9 protein-coding genes and 2 tRNA genes are annotated in these 14,739 nt (G+C 45.4%); 2 read left to right on the top strand and 9 right to left on the bottom strand.

Translation table 11 applies throughout. The annotated features are described in order from the left end of the window. Window positions 1-3 precede the first annotated feature (3 nt). Together B050_RS21905 and B050_RS0100135 are read left to right on the top strand one after the other, a co-directional pair. The gene (locus B050_RS21905; protein ID WP_018471834.1) at window positions 4-1,443 is read left to right on the top strand and encodes a glycoside hydrolase family 88/105 protein; all 1,440 of its coding nucleotides are present in this window, start codon (window positions 4-6) and stop codon (window positions 1,441-1,443) included. A 54-nt stretch (window positions 1,444-1,497) separates the two neighbouring features. Beyond that, entirely contained in the window at window positions 1,498-2,943 is a 1,446-nt protein-coding gene (locus tag B050_RS0100135; protein WP_018471833.1) for a nucleoside hydrolase-like domain-containing protein, read from the top strand. A 42-nt stretch (window positions 2,944-2,985) separates the two neighbouring features. On the opposite strand, the gene B050_RS0100130 is transcribed toward B050_RS0100135, so the two are convergent. From B050_RS0100130 to B050_RS0100085, 9 genes are all read right to left on the bottom strand, one after another. After that, on the bottom strand, window positions 2,986-4,026 hold the full coding sequence (locus B050_RS0100130; RefSeq protein ID WP_026235492.1) for a linear amide C-N hydrolase: 1,041 nt from the start codon (window positions 4,024-4,026) through the stop codon (window positions 2,986-2,988). A 409-nt stretch (window positions 4,027-4,435) separates the two neighbouring features. Further along, a complete protein-coding gene (locus tag B050_RS0100125) occupies window positions 4,436-5,869 on the bottom strand; it encodes a TolC family protein (RefSeq protein ID WP_044201550.1) in 1,434 nt (477 codons plus the stop codon). Further along, window positions 5,862-9,026: an efflux RND transporter permease subunit gene (locus B050_RS0100120; protein WP_018471830.1), complete on the bottom strand. Its 3,165-nt coding sequence runs from the start codon at window positions 9,024-9,026 to the stop codon at window positions 5,862-5,864. The genes B050_RS0100125 and B050_RS0100120 overlap by 8 nt, the downstream gene beginning before the upstream one ends. 24 nt (window positions 9,027-9,050) lie before the next feature. After that, on the bottom strand, window positions 9,051-10,139 hold the full coding sequence (locus B050_RS0100115; RefSeq protein ID WP_026235491.1) for an efflux RND transporter periplasmic adaptor subunit: 1,089 nt from the start codon (window positions 10,137-10,139) through the stop codon (window positions 9,051-9,053). 358 nt (window positions 10,140-10,497) lie between these two features. Beyond that, window positions 10,498-10,902, bottom strand: a complete 405-nt coding sequence (locus B050_RS0100110) for a hypothetical protein (protein WP_018471828.1) — start codon at window positions 10,900-10,902, stop codon at window positions 10,498-10,500. Between the two features lie 493 nt (window positions 10,903-11,395). Next, window positions 11,396-12,961, bottom strand: a complete 1,566-nt coding sequence (locus B050_RS0100100; RefSeq protein WP_018471826.1) for an amidohydrolase family protein — start codon at window positions 12,959-12,961, stop codon at window positions 11,396-11,398. Window positions 12,962-13,570: 609 nt separating this feature from the next. Beyond that, window positions 13,571-13,648: transfer RNA gene (locus B050_RS0100095), tRNA-Val, on the bottom strand. A 51-nt stretch (window positions 13,649-13,699) separates the two neighbouring features. Beyond that, window positions 13,700-13,774: transfer RNA gene (locus tag B050_RS0100090), tRNA-Val, on the bottom strand. Between the two features lie 274 nt (window positions 13,775-14,048). Beyond that, window positions 14,049-14,666, bottom strand: a complete 618-nt coding sequence (locus B050_RS0100085; RefSeq protein ID WP_018471825.1) for a DUF1684 domain-containing protein — start codon at window positions 14,664-14,666, stop codon at window positions 14,049-14,051. Between the last annotated feature and the right edge of the window lie 73 nt (window positions 14,667-14,739).

The following is a 14,739-nucleotide window of genomic DNA, read 5'->3' as shown; positions in this document are numbered from 1 at the left end:
ATTATGAATCATTCCTATTCTTCAAATAAATGGCTGGGCCATTTTTATGGCCATCACCACCTTTTGCGACGCTTGCCAAAGGCTAAATTATGGATAAGCTTTGCGCTTATTTCCATGCTCATAAGTACGCATGGGCAGGCTCAGGATCTGCCAGGGAGAGTCCCGAACTATCAGATTCCTTATGAATACCCACAAAGAGATCAGATTATTGCGCTATTACACCGTGTCCGTGGCTATTATGAAACGTCTAGCGAGCAAAAAATTATAGACTTTAAGACGGGCAAGGAGATTACCAATTTATCCTCACCTCAGGAAAATGCGCGATTGACTGAGGGACTTTCTACCGAATGGTCCTATACTCATGGTGTGGTACTTTCTGCCTTCGATTATATAGATACGGAGCTAGGAGATCCTGTATTTATGGCTAATAATAGGAAATATTACGACTGGATAGTGGAGGTACTGCCTTATTTTCAGCAGCATGCTGAGCAGTATGGCCCCCAGTCAGGAGCTTTACGAGAACTGACAAATACCCATGCCTTGGATCACTGTGGCTCCATCGGGGCGGCGATGATCAAGACTTACTTAAAAGTTAAAAATGAGGATTATCTTCCTTTGATCAACTATATAGCAGATTATATTTCCAATAAAGAAGTGCGTCTGCCAGATGGTACACTTGCTCGCCACAGACCCCAATACCTTTCTATTTGGGCAGACGATATCTATATGGCCGTGCCATTCCTAGCGAATATGGGAAAGCTCACCGGAAACTCTAAGTATTATGATGATGCCGTAAAGCAAATCATCCAAATGGCTGAGAGGCTGTATGTACCAAGCAAAGGCTTGTTTGACCATGGATGGTCTGTGACTTCTGGTGACTATGACCCTCGATTCTACTGGGCTCGTGCCAATGGCTGGACTCTCATGGCGATGGCCGAACTGCTTTCTATATTGCCAGAATCCTACCAAGGGCGCGATCAGGTAATGCACCTCTATCGCTCTATGATCCAAAACCTCACTAGCTTACAGGATGGTACGGGCTTTTGGCACAATATGCTTGATAAAAACGACACCTTTCTGGAAACTTCTGCCACTGCGATGTTCACCTTTGCGATAGCTAAAGGAATAAATGAAGGCTGGATAAATCATGTATATGGTCCGGTGGCCATGACGGGATGGAATGCGGTGGCCACCAGAGTACGACCGGACGGAGCCGTGGAAGGGACGGTGGAAGCCACTACCTTTGCCCACGATAATACTTATTACTTTAATCGAGGCAGCAGTGCACAGGCCACCCATGGCTATGGCCCCGTTTTATACGCAGGAATCGAAATGATCAAACTGCTGGAGAATGATAAACTTCAGGTGGATAAAGCTAAGTCTGAATCCATCAACAGCACCTTCCATTATAAGCTTAAAAGCGAATGGCCAGAAGATAAGTGAAGTGAATTGCCTCAATAAATCCCATGAAGACCTTTGGTCAAAGCCTATTTAGCCATGATCCCTTTCCTAAACCTTACAAAATCCGCCGCCATTCTAGGAGTGACGATGCTCAGCCTTCACTTTTCCAATGCCCAATCTGTGCCCGAAAGGACCAGGGTGATCGTGACTAGTGATGGTGAGATAGATGATGAATGTTCCTTGGTTCGATTCCTCCTATATGCTAACGAATGGGATATCGAAGGTATTATCACCTCTAGCTCCCAGTACCATTGGCAGGGCCATAAATGGGCTGGAGATGATTGGGCACTTCCTTATCTGGAAGCGTATGCCAAGGTACTTCCGAACCTTCGCCTTCACGATGAAAATTACCCTTCCGCAGCTTACCTGAAAGAGAGGACTTTGCTCGGAAATGTGGCGTCTGAAGGAGAAATGCTGGAAATTACCGAAGGTTCACAATTTATGGTGAAAGTGCTTTTGGATGAGTCGGACGAGCGTCCCATCTGGATACAGGCCTGGGGTGGCACGAATACCATTGCCAGAGCACTGAAAACAATCGAAGAAAACCACCCCGAGAAAATGGAGCGTGTAGCGAAAAAGATCCGCTTTTATTTTATATGGGAACAAGACGATACCTATCAGAAATACATTCGCCCCGTATGGGGCAAATACAATATTCCTACGATAATTTCAGATCAGTTTATAGCCATATTCTATCACTGGAAAAAGTACCTTCCTGCCCATGAGCAGAAATACCTCTCCGCCAAATGGATGAATGAAAATATTCTACATAATCATGGCCCATTATTATCCATGTACCCGGCGCACAAAGAAGGGGATAAGGGATTTGATGAGGGTGATTTTAGGTCTGAAGGCGATTCGCCGGCTTTTCTTCATACCATTCCCACAGGCTTACGCAGCTTGGAATCCCCTGATTTTGGAGGATGGGGCGGCAGATATGTGAGGGTCCGCGAAAATATATGGCTGGATCCAGTCCAGGAGGAAGGATACCGCTACCCCGAGGGGCGCTGGTATGGCAATAGCGCCTGGGGAAGAGAAAGGCTCAAAGAGGCTAAGCCCAATGATCAACCACTGACGGAGTACCTAAAGCCCACTTGGCGCTGGGTGGAGGCTTTCCAAAATGACTTTGCTGCTAGGGCAGATTGGTCCATCAAAGCCTATGAAGAGGCAAATCACGCCCCTATCGTAAACCTAAGCCATCCCGAGGACCTGAAAGCCCATCCAGGCGAAAGTATCCTCCTAAGTGCACAGGGTTCGCATGACCCTGATGGAGATGAGATCAGTTATCAATGGTGGTATTATCCTGAGCCTAGTACCTATACCGGGGATTTCAACTTGCAGGATTCCAGCCAGGAAACCATCAGGATCACTCTGCCAAAAGATGCCAAATCAGGCCAGACCTTCCATATTATCTGCGAGGTGACCGATCAAGGCCTTCCCCCTCTTACCCGCTATCGCCGTATAATTGTCACCTTACTTTAAATAGATTTAGAGGAAAGAAAATTGACTATTTTCTTTCCTGAATTATAGGCCTAGGAATTTGAAGGGCTCAGCTTCGACGAAGTTTTGGTTGACGAGGCCGTTGAAGGAGGACCGATTGCTGAGCACTAGCTTTCTGGATTTTGCTCCGGAGTGGAGATCAAACTGATTCAGATCTACCCAGAATGTGCCTGGCGTCAGGACGGTTTCGAAGTAATAAATCTTGTTTTTTTGGTCGGCTACTGATCTCCATCTGGTGGAGGAGATATTAGGCTCTGATTCGGAACTGATCCCAAAGGGCACCGAGCAGTTGCGGATGACACTGAATACACTGGCTATCGCTATTCTCGTGTCCTCCGTCTGGGGAATGGCATTGATATAATAAGAGGCTCGCACGAAGCGGTCTGCCGCACGGTTGGTGCCAGGAAGCATGATGGTCCCCGGGATGCCCTGCCAGTATTTATTGAGCGCCAGCTGCTCTGAGAATATGGGCGAATTGGTCATTACCGTATAGGAGCGATCATGATGGATGAGCAGTTGGCCATCGATATATTCGAAGATGGCATTGTCCCCAGAGGCATCAGAGATGGATAGATGAAGTGTGGTGAATTTTTTGGTTCCGGGGATAAAGTCACTTACCACCACAAATGGCTCGTCTTCTAAAGCCGAGACTGCTTCTTCCACCGTGGCAAAATTATCCAACACGTATTGGGCCCATGCGGAGATGGTGATGCCCTTCCTGTCCCCCGCCGGATCAAATTTAGGGTAGCTGGACTCTACCAGCCAAAGCACATTGGCTACCAGCCCTTTTTCATTTAGTCCATCCACCGTGGCGATATCCCAAGCACTGGAAACCACAGACCCATACTTCGATTTCCACTCCAATGAAAGCGGACCCACCTCTCCATTTCTCTCTATCCCCCTCGGGAATACCCATAGATTTGGGGCGATATCATCCTTCCAGTCCATGCTTCTTGCAGTGATGACATTGCCCTTCGGGCCTATATATACTACCCGGGTGCAAGCCAAAACGGTATTGTGTATGAATAGTGCTGCGACAAGTATTAATGATAGAAATTGCTTCATGACTGGTAGGGATTGCGTTTCCTGACTTTCGTAAATAAGATGAAAATCAAATATAATCAGCAGGGAATTATCCTCTAAACAGATAGTGATAAATGGTGATTTACCGAACTAATTTAACAGTATCCTGCCGATAGGAATTGAAATTACTTTATTGGCTTCACCAGCGGTACTACTGCTCAGTATAGCATTTTGGTGATTGTGGAGTTTTGTTTTTGACTGACAAATAAAAAATACCCATTAAACGATTTCTTCTTAATAATAGCGATAAAATCGTGCTCAGAAGGACCCGTATAGAATAGGCCTTACAGGATTTTTAAAGAGAAAAAAAAGGCCTCCAACAAATTGTTGAAGGCTTTTTTGTTTTTGGCAAAGTAGATCTTTACCCTTTAAGTAGGTCTATTATAAAATCTTATTCCCAGCCTCCTCCGAGGGCCTGGTACATATTGATAAATGCACTCATCTGCTGCATTTTGGTTTCTACAAGATCAAATTTAGCTTCCAGCGCATCCCTTTGGGTCAGCAGGACTTCCATATAATCTGCTCTTGCCGATTTGAACAAATCTCCGGAAATGGAGATGGACTCGGTCAAGGCCTGGACTTCCTGGGCTTTTAGCCCGTAGCTTTGCTCCAGATTATTGATGATTGCCAGCTGATTGGCGACTTCCACATAGGCATTGAGGATAGTCTGCTCGTATTTATAGACGGCTTGGATTTGCTTGGAATTGGCACTTTTATAGGTGGCCTTGATTTCCTTCCTGTTGATCAGCGGCGCGGTGAGGTCACCGGCTAGCGAATACAGCAGTGACTCGGGAGTTTGGATAAGGTAGGAGGGGTTAAACGCCTGAAAACCTATTCCAGCACTGATGCCTATAGAAGGGTAAAACCTTGCCTTAGCCACCTTCACGTCGAGTTTTGCCGCGTCAAGCTCCATTTCTGCCTGCCGAATATCGGGTCTGTTGGCGAGTAGCTGCGAGGGGATGCCCTGTTTTACTTGCTGAGGCATCCTATCCATGAAGCCATCTGCATTCCTTGCAATCGGCTGAGGATACCTTCCCACGAGGTAATTGATCTTATTCTCGACTTGAGTGATTTCCTGCTGAATATCGAACTGCAAGCTACGGGTATGATAGACTTCCGCCTCGAATTTCCGAACGGCCAGCTCGGTAACCCTTGCCGCATCCTTCTGGAGACGTACGATCCTCAATGCATCACTTTGGATATTGATATTGCGCTTCACGATAGCCAGCTGGTTGTCTAGCGCCAACAGCTCGTAATAGGAGTTGGCTATTTCCGCAATCAAATTGGTGACCATGAAGTTCTTTCCCTCCACCGAGGAAAGGTAGCGGGCGACGGCAGCTTTTTTGGCATTATGGAGCTTATTCCACACGTCCACCTCCCAGTTGGCAAAAGCCCCAAACATATAGTCCGGCACTGGGTCGGGCATCTCCTTGCCGGGCTTGATGTCGGTGGTGGCTTCGCTGGCCCCACGGCTGGTATATCTTCCTACCTTATCCATTCCGGCACCTGCCTTGAAATCCACATAGGGGAGGTATTCTCCCTTTTTTGCTTGGATCTCATTTTGCGCTACGCGAATTTCCTGTAAGGTGATATTCAGCTCCTGATTGTTCTGCAAGGCAGTGTCGATCAAGGCCCTTAAGTAGGGATCTTCAAAGAACTCCTTCCATTTTATAGAAGCGGAATTGATGCTGTCCAGCGAGCTGTCAAAACTGTCCGGAACAGCGGTATTGGCAGTCTTTTCTACTACCGATGGCGTCATGCAGGAGCTCATCATCAGGGTGAAGATCAGCAGGACTAAACTTATATTTATTATTTTTTTAAGCATGATGATCATAATCTTCAGTTAGTGGAACTTCGTCTTCATTCTGGATTAGGTGCCTGCCATCGGCCATCTTGCCAAAAATATAATAGAGACCAGGCACAATGATGACCCCAAAGATGGTCCCAAAGAGCATTCCTCCTAAGGCCGAAGCCCCAATGGTGCGGTTTCCAATGGCACCCGCTCCTGTGGCAAGAATCAATGGAATTAGCCCAGCTATGAAGGCAAACGAGGTCATCAGAATAGGCCGGAACCTCACTTTGGCACCCTCGATCGCAGCTTGGAGAATAGTGGAGCCTTGCTGCCTTTTTTGCACCGCAAACTCTACGATCAACACGGCGTTTTTGCCCAGCAATCCTATTAGCATGATCAGGCCTATCTGAGCATAGATATCATTATCCAGCCCCATAAGTTTCAGTAATAGGAAGGAACCAAATACCCCTACAGGCAAGGAGGTAACCACTGCCAGTGGGATAATGAAGCTTTCATATTGCGCAGCTAAAACAAAATAAACAAACACCAATACCACCAGGAATACATATAAGGATTCATTGCCGCGGTTGGACTCGTCATAGGACAGGCCTTCCCAGGCAATATCATAATCCTTGGACAGCGTCTGCGCTGCCACCTCCCGGACGGCCTGGATGGCATCGGCAGTGGTGTATCCCTTCGCAGGAAGCCCTCGAATGGCCGAGGAATTATACATATTGAAACGGGTCACCTCATTCGGCCCCTGGGTTTTTATCAGTTTCATGAAGGCTGAATAGGGAACCATCTCCCCATGATCATTTTTCACGTATAGGTTCATCACATCCGATGGAAGCCTTCTAAATTTGGGGTCCGACTGCACATATACCTTGAAGAACCTGCCGAATTTGATGAAACCCTGCTCATAGGTACTACCGATCAGGATGTTGAGGTTTTCCATGGCTTTGCCGATCGATACCCCTTTTTGCATGGCTAGCTCGTTGTCTATCTCCAGTTCGTACTGCGGGTAGTTTGCCGCAAAGAAGGTGAAGAGACCTGTCAGCTCTTCTCTTTTGCTGAGGTCATCCATGAATTGCTGGTTGATCTTATCGAAGTCCTGATAGTCTGTCGTCGTGGTCTTGTCCAGCAGACGGAGGGAGAAACCTCCGGAGGAACCAAAGCCTGGGATGGCTGGCGGCTCAAAGAACTCTACGATGGCGCCGAGACCTTTGGACTCTTCTTCGAGTTCTTCCATAATTTCTTTGACGGAATGCTCTCTTTCAGACCAGGGTTTCAGGTTGATCAGACAGGTACCGGCGTTGGAACCTCGACCTTCCGTCATGATCTCATAGCCCGCCAGGGAGGATACGGACTCGACTCCTTCTATTTCCTCACAGATTTTTTGCAGCTTATGGGATACCTGATTGGTTCTCTCCAGGGTCGCACCCGGAGGGGTCTGGATGATGGCATAGATGGTGCCTTGATCTTCACTTGGGATAAATCCGGATGGAAGGATCTGGCTTTCAAAGAAAATCCCGACCCCAAAGGCCAATAATATTCCGAAGGTCAGCCATCTTCTGCTTACGATATTTTTCAGCAATCCTACATATTTGCCTGTAAGCCGGTCAAAGGCCCCATTGAATGTGTCCAGACTCTTGGTGAGGAGGTTGGATTTTTTTGCTTTTCCATGGTTATTTTTTAGTAACATGGCACAGAGCACCGGGGTCAGCGTAAGGGCTATCACCGCCGATATCACGATGGCACTGGCCATGGTGATGGAAAACTGACGGTAAAAGGTCCCCACCGGGCCGGACATAAAGGAAATTGGCAGGAATACCGAAACCATGACCATGGTGATGGCGATGATGGCTCCACTAATTTCGCCCAACACTCGCTTCACCGCTTGGTAAGGGCTCAGATGGGGGAATTCCTCCATTTTGGCATGGACGGCCTCGACCACCACTATGGCATCATCCACCACAATCCCGATCGCCAGCACCAGGGCAAACAGCGTGACCAGGTTAATGGACAGCCCAAAAAACTGGATCACAAAGAAGGCGCCGATCAGCGATACAGGAACCGCCAAAATCGGAATCAAGGTGGATCTCCAATCACCTAAGAAGATAAATACCACCAATGCTACCAATATGAAGGCATCCCGGAGGGTGTGGATTACCTGCTCGATGGAGGCATCCAGGAATTTTGATACGTCATAGCTGATATTGTATTCTATGCCTGGAGGGAAGTCTGCCTTCATCTCTTCCACTTTGGCTTTCACCTCTGCGATTACATCACTGGCATTACTTCCATAGTTCTGCTTCAGCACGATGGCGGCAGAGGGCTTGCCGTCTAGGTTGGAGTAGATATCAAAGAATTCACTTCCCAGCTCCACCTTACCGATGTCTCTGAGGTGGATGCTTTCCCCCTCAGCATTGGCTCTGATGATGATATTTTCGTATTCGGCAGGTTCGTTAAATCGCCCCTTATAGGTCAATACATACTCCAGTGACTGGGCTTCCATTCCTGAGCTTCTTCCCAGACGTCCGGGGCGGCCCACGATACTTTGCTCTTGCATGGCTTCCATTACCTCGTCGATGGAGATATTATAAGCACGCATTCTGTCGGGATTTAGCCATACCCGCATGGCGTATTTTCTGCTTCCGAGAATCTGTGCTCTGGCGACACCCTTGATCCGGTTGATCTCTGGGATCATCTTCACATCGGCATAGTTGTACAGGAATTTCTCATCCATATTCTTGTCGGTAGAGTAGAGGTTGACATACATCAACATACTGGGCTGGATGGGGGTGATCACGACACCTTCCCTTTGCACCAGCTCGGGGAGTAGGGGCATGACCTGATCCACCCGGGTTTTTACCCTGATCACAGCTTCGTTTGGATCTGTGCCGGGGTCAAAGATCACCCGTAAGGTGGCCTCACCAGCACTGGTGGCGTCAGTGGCCATATACCTCATGCCCTGCACCCCATTGATGGAGTTTTCGAGGGTCACCAGCGTGGACTTTACCAATACATCCGCACTCGCGCCGGGATAGGCAATGAATATATTGACCGTGGTCGGCGCTATCTGTGGGAATTGGGATATGGGGAGCTGCATGATCGATAGCGCTCCCACAAATACTATAATGACCGAAATGACTATCGCAAATACAGGCCGCTTAATGAATTTTTGAAACATTGCTTCTGTTTTTTTAATAGTGGATTATTCGGCATATAAGGTCAACTCCGAAAGTGCTTTTTCCGGAGATACCATATCATAGGTGATCTTGTCATTTTCTCTTACCAGCCTTAGGCCATCCAACAGAATTTTGTCGTCTTTTTCCAGCCCTGCGCTTACGATATAGATATGTGGAAGCTCCGCTTCAATGGTGATCGGTCGGGAATGAATAATATGATCATCTCCCACCACATACACATAGTTCTTGTCTAGCACCTCAAAAGTGGCCTTCTGAGGGATGATCATAGCGTTTTTTACGGGGATTCCCATGCGGATATTGCCCGTGCCCCCATGTCTGAGTAGCCCGTTTGGATTAGGGAATGTGGCTCTGAAAGGGATGTTTCCAGTTTCATTATTGAAATCTGCCTCGATGGTTTCCACCACGCCTTCCTGATCAAATACCTTGTTATTTGCCATCAGAAGCTTTACTGAGGTGCCTTCGTTAGTATTTATATTCGTTTGGTAATCGAGGTATTCTGCCTCAGGGACGTTATAGTACACCCACATTTTGCTATTGTCCGAAAGACTCGTCAGCAGCTCTCCCTCATCTAGCAAGCTCCCCAGTCTCACGTGAAATCTATCGATGATCCCATCAAAAGGCGCTCGGATTTGGGTGAATTGCAGGTGGGCATCAGCAAGGGCCACTTCTGCATTGGCTTTTTCTAGCTTTGCCTTGGCCATCGCGAGCTCATTGGGAGCCACCACATTTTGGTCGGCCAAAGTTTTGGTGTTTTGGTACTCGATCTCTGCAAAACTGGCTTCCGCCTTTGCTTTTTGAAGCTCTGCTTCATATAGCTTGGGCATGATCCTGAATAAAAGCTGCCCTTTCTTTACAAATTGACCCTCGTCCACATAAATGTCTTCTAAGTAGCCTCTCTCTTGCGCACGCAGCTCTATATGGCTGATGGAATGGATTTGACATACATATTCATCCACGAGCGTAGTGTCTTTGATCATTGGTGTGGTGACAGGAAGGGAGGCATGCTCCTCTTTGTGCTCTTCTCCATGGCTGGTGCAGGATGCCAGATAGCTGATGGCGCATAGGCTCACCAGTGACATGATTAATCTTTTCATAGATTCAACTAATTTGTTTTTAGAGTAATATTCGGAAGTTTTATTTTGGGCGTAAAAAGCTGAGCCTTCATCAGGTGAATGGGTGTAGACGAAACAAGATTTTCCTTGATTGTCTGCCTGATACTGGACTCGCGCAGTGATGGGGGAATAAAAACTGGACTCTCTGGAATGCTTCCTTTCACAGGATCATACGAATTGATCCGACCAACTGGGTTCAGCTATCGCTAACTCCTTTGGGGAATAATCGTAGGTTTTTCATGATGAAAACCCTGCGCTTCCCCACAAAATGAGTGAAAATACCATAGCATGGGTCAAAAATAGGAAGGAGAAAGTGGCTCTTAATGCCCCCGAAATAATATCAAATTAAAAAAACCTCCATAAGAAGGTGGCGTCTCTCGGGAAATAATAAATAGGGTAATGCTATTGCCTGTACGGATACGTCCTTGCTGCACTGAACTTTGCCAGCGAGGGCCCATTCGTAAAATAAACCCCAATGACTGTTGGGGAAATTATGAGGATTGGGTTCTTCGGCCTCTTCCTCCGCTCCATCAGACTCCAGCGAATAGGGAGTCCGGGTTAGAGATTGAGAGTTGGAGATTTTAGTCTTAAAAAAATTCGGGTGAAGCTGCTGATGACTAGTTGACGAAAATTCCTGTCGCGCCACCGCCTCTATGTCCAGATCAGTATGGGCAAATACCGACGCATAGCTGCTCGAAAGAAGCACACTAAATGCGAGTAATAACCTGATAAATGTTCGTGACATAATTCACAAAGGTATAGACATCACATTTTATTAAGCAAATGATTAGTCCAAAAATTTTGAAAAAATATGGTTTTTATAATTTAAATCGTTGGCATTTCTTCATTATTAATAATTGGTCAATGAACAGGGGTGAAAATAGTTAAAAATGCAAAATGGAGTAAAAGTAAATTTTGTTGTTTTAATTAGTTTCAGCCTTTTTTTAACCTTTTGGTGATTTATGAAGTAGAAATTTCTCCAATAAGGCCTTCTGCTGATCTCTTTCTCCATCTGCTGCTCTGCATAAAAAAACTGGCTCAATAGAAATAGCTGGACATCATCGTGGAGCTCCTAAAACTAGAGGAATGACCCGGGATAATCGGCATGAGAATCCTCAAAATCGGCGCTATTCAAAATGATGAAATGGAAATTAGGGGCTACATAAAGCAGGTACGTGGAGGGCTGGTCATGTCGGGGGCGGACCAGCAATGTATGATATCTGATAAGAGAGGCTTCCCTAGATATTTAAAGTAGAATCGTTGATATCGGCATGGCCAGGTATGGATCGTTGAAGATAGCTCACTGGATTTATGCGTGCTATTTGATCAAACTCCAGCTCGGTGAGTCGTGCTCTCATATCTGCCATCATATTCTTATCCGATTTATGATTCCTGACGACGTAGAAATCGCTACCATACAGAATACGTTTTTTTAGCACCTCATTCTCAAGAGAAAAATGTAGCAGTGGGAGAATCTTCGCATCACCGTGTAGAATATAGCTGATATCAGCGTAAACATTTTCGTGTTGTAGCATCAAACTGCAAATAATAGAGTACCAATCCACTGAATGCCAGATTTGTTCAAGTTTGCCCTTTCGAGCTTTTCCTTGGTAGGACTGAAATTCTATTCCCTGGAAGGGTTTCCTGATTATTTGAGAAGTATAATTGTCTCTGTCCTTTTCGAAATACTTTTCCCACTCCTCTTCTCCTCCAAAATGTCCAAAGCAAATCTTCAAATGCTCAAGGCCTGTTTTTAGCGTATTGGTTTCCGGATCGTAGCCAAATAGCTGACGGATACGATCGTCTTTTGCTTTAGCTACCAGCTTAACCAAAAGGCTGGGTTTAAGCAGGCAAGCGTAATTAAGAGGGTGAGTAAAGATCTCTTGGACATCATTGGCTTCAATCTGCTCTAAATGCAAGGGCTTATATTTTTTTGACTTGTCATCCTGAGAATTCATGTTTTGTTCAAAGACCGGATGTTCGTCCCATTCCTTTTTCTTTGGCCCCCTATAGTAAATCACACCACGGATACAATGTGTCATAATGGGGATGCCATTGTCCGCGGCATACTTCCACAAGGGTAATAAAGCTTCGTCAAATGGGTAATACCCCAGTGCAGGGTAGATTTTGAATCCTGCGAACGCCTTGTCCTCCATGTATTCTTTGATAAAACAATCATTATCCAATACCACCTTACTGCCTTCGATCGTGTAATTGAAAAATGCTTTGTTTCCGGCGGATTCCCTTCTGGGATCTACGAACAAAAAAGGATGGATCTGCTGTGAACGTCTTTTTTTGAGCTCGTAGAGCTCCGACATCTGTTGCTCAAAAGGTTTCTTGGGCTCTCCGGCATCCATAAACTTCATATCCATGGGCAAAACAATCATTTGAGTTCCTGGAGGGTATTGGTTGATCAACTTTGAGAAGATGTCTTTCTGATGCTTGTATTGAGCAAAACGCAGGATATTCACATAGCGACTGATAATCCCCATTGTGCTTTTGCCTGGAAGCATTTGCAATAATCCTGAGAACTTCTTCAATAAAAATAGGAGCAGGTTTCTCCCACTTGGGAAAAATAAGAGCAGAATTATAAGTAATAAGCCTTTAATCCACCAATTATCTACTACGATCAGTATTCCGTGATTGGTAAGAAAAGTATGGATCCCATCAGCCCATGCCGTGGAAATACATTCTTTAATTAACCAAGGCTGAATGGTTCCTTTATAGGTTATATGAAATATCGAAGCAACGATAATCACTCCAAAAATGGTTTTTACCAGTTGCCAAATAAAATACCGGATCATTGCGGTGCGTAGCTGGTATAAAATATGGCGCAATTTGCGATACCAACTCTGGTAGGGCCATTTGTAAGGGCTAAAACTAGACCTGAACCACCACCTAGTAATTTTCACAAAAAAGCCTAAGTGGAGAAAAAACCAAAGCTTTAAAGGCACGATGGTTTTTGCAAGGTAGGGAGGGACCGAGTCCGCTGTAAATACGTGCGTGTGACAGTTGATAATGGGAGGCTTATTTTTCATAAAAAGCACAGTGATAAATAGAAAAAATCAACGAAGACGTTTATTTAAGAACTTTGCTTCTTTCCGGTTGACATACAGTTGGTTATATCTGTTTCCCAGTGCAATATATAATTATTTCCCATAGAAGGAAATGTTTTGCGTATACAAAATTATATTCTTCGTCAATTTTACGTAGGCCTTAAGGTCCTCAAATCCAGTAGAATGACAATATTGGATAGTAATATTAGCCAGGGTTTTTTAGCTTGTCTTATTACTGAGTGTATTTTCAAATGAAGCCTCACCTTTCTTGACTTTGTCTCTAGATCAAAAAGAAAATTGCGCCGGAACGGGGAAAAATTGGGCAAAAAAAAAGCCTCTGCTTATGCAAAGGCAATATGGTGGGAATTGAGGGATTCGAACCCCCGACCCTCTGCTTGTAAGGCAGATGCTCTGAACCAACTGAGCTAAATTCCCAAGAATGTTTTCTCTATTTTGGTAAACCGTTGTTTACCTTTTAATCTAATGTGGGAATTGAGGGATTCGAACCCCCGACCCTCTGCTTGTAAGGCAGATGCTCTGAACCAACTGAGCTAAATTCCCTGGTCGTTTCCAACAATTTGTTGTTGAATTGGATTGCAAAGGTAGGTGTATTTTTCATTCTGGCAAATATTCAAAAGAAAAAAAATAACATAAAATTTAACTGCCTGATAATGAAGCTGAAAATATCCATAGGTTCGGCCACTTAAATAGGCGCTGCCCTCTGAGAAAGCAATGGGATTTTAGTTTCACTGTTCTTTCAAGTGTTTTTATACCAATATCTAGCTGTGCTAAAGTGAATAGTATTCACTCCCGACTCCCTGGGTCTGTGTCTGGCCTAATCATGAAATTTCTTTACGCCCGCTCTAATTTCCATAGGCATATCATTTTCCTTAGGCGGGATGGGGCAGGAGTATTTAGCATTATAAGCACAGTAAGGATTGTAGGCCTTATTGAAGTCCAGGATGAGCTGTTCTCCATCGGGGATTTGCAGGTCGATGAAGCGCCCTCCACCATAGCTCTCACTGCCATTGGTTTGGTCGGTGAAAAGGAGGAAAAGGTAGGTTCTGTATTCTTCCTTTTCTCTTAGGTCATGACTTTGGTAGATATTGAGTCGGTATTTATTTCCCGCTAGGGTAAAATATACCTCTCCATATTTCTCATAAATGGGCCTTCTGGCGGTCGTGGTTTCCATCTTAAAAGGCGCCGCATCTTTGCTTCTCACAAATTCCGCTTCCACGCGGTAGGAGGAGTCGATGGGGAAGAAATCCAACGCTTTAAACTCCGCCAGATCTTCCTCTTTCAGGGGAGATTCCTCCGGATTCGCAAATTCTGTGTTGAGCTCTTCCTGAAAAACCTTGATTTCTGAAGTATAATCAGTCTGTGAATGCGCCACTATTCCAGGGCTTAGAAGTGTAATCATCCAGGCCAGTACGATTTTGTTTATTCTTTTCATTTGGGTTTTTTTAAAGCTATTTCTCTATCGACCAATGGCAAATAGAGTGATGGAAATTTAGGAGTTTCCTCCT

The sequence above is a fragment of the Echinicola pacifica DSM 19836 genome, assembly GCF_000373245.1.
Lineage (GTDB): Bacteria > Bacteroidota > Bacteroidia > Cytophagales > Cyclobacteriaceae > Echinicola > Echinicola pacifica.
The sequence above is the reverse complement of the archived record's forward strand: the minus strand, read 5'-3'. Positions and strand labels throughout refer to the sequence as shown.

Coding starts and splice junctions, on each gene's coding strand:
- B050_RS0100085 (WP_018471825.1), bottom strand. CDS start 14,666: ATGAAAAGAATAAACAAAATCGTACTGGCCTGGATGATTACACTTCTA.
- B050_RS21905 (WP_018471834.1), top strand. CDS start 4: ATGAATCATTCCTATTCTTCAAATAAATGGCTGGGCCATTTTTATGGC.
- B050_RS0100100 (WP_018471826.1), bottom strand. CDS start 12,961: ATGATCCGGTATTTTATTTGGCAACTGGTAAAAACCATTTTTGGAGTG.
- B050_RS0100115 (WP_026235491.1), bottom strand. CDS start 10,139: ATGAAAAGATTAATCATGTCACTGGTGAGCCTATGCGCCATCAGCTAT.
- B050_RS0100130 (WP_026235492.1), bottom strand. CDS start 4,026: ATGAAGCAATTTCTATCATTAATACTTGTCGCAGCACTATTCATACAC.
- B050_RS0100125 (WP_044201550.1), bottom strand. CDS start 5,869: ATGCTTAAAAAAATAATAAATATAAGTTTAGTCCTGCTGATCTTCACC.
- B050_RS0100120 (WP_018471830.1), bottom strand. CDS start 9,026: ATGTTTCAAAAATTCATTAAGCGGCCTGTATTTGCGATAGTCATTTCG.
- B050_RS0100110 (WP_018471828.1), bottom strand. CDS start 10,902: ATGTCACGAACATTTATCAGGTTATTACTCGCATTTAGTGTGCTTCTT.
- B050_RS0100135 (WP_018471833.1), top strand. CDS start 1,498: ATGATCCCTTTCCTAAACCTTACAAAATCCGCCGCCATTCTAGGAGTG.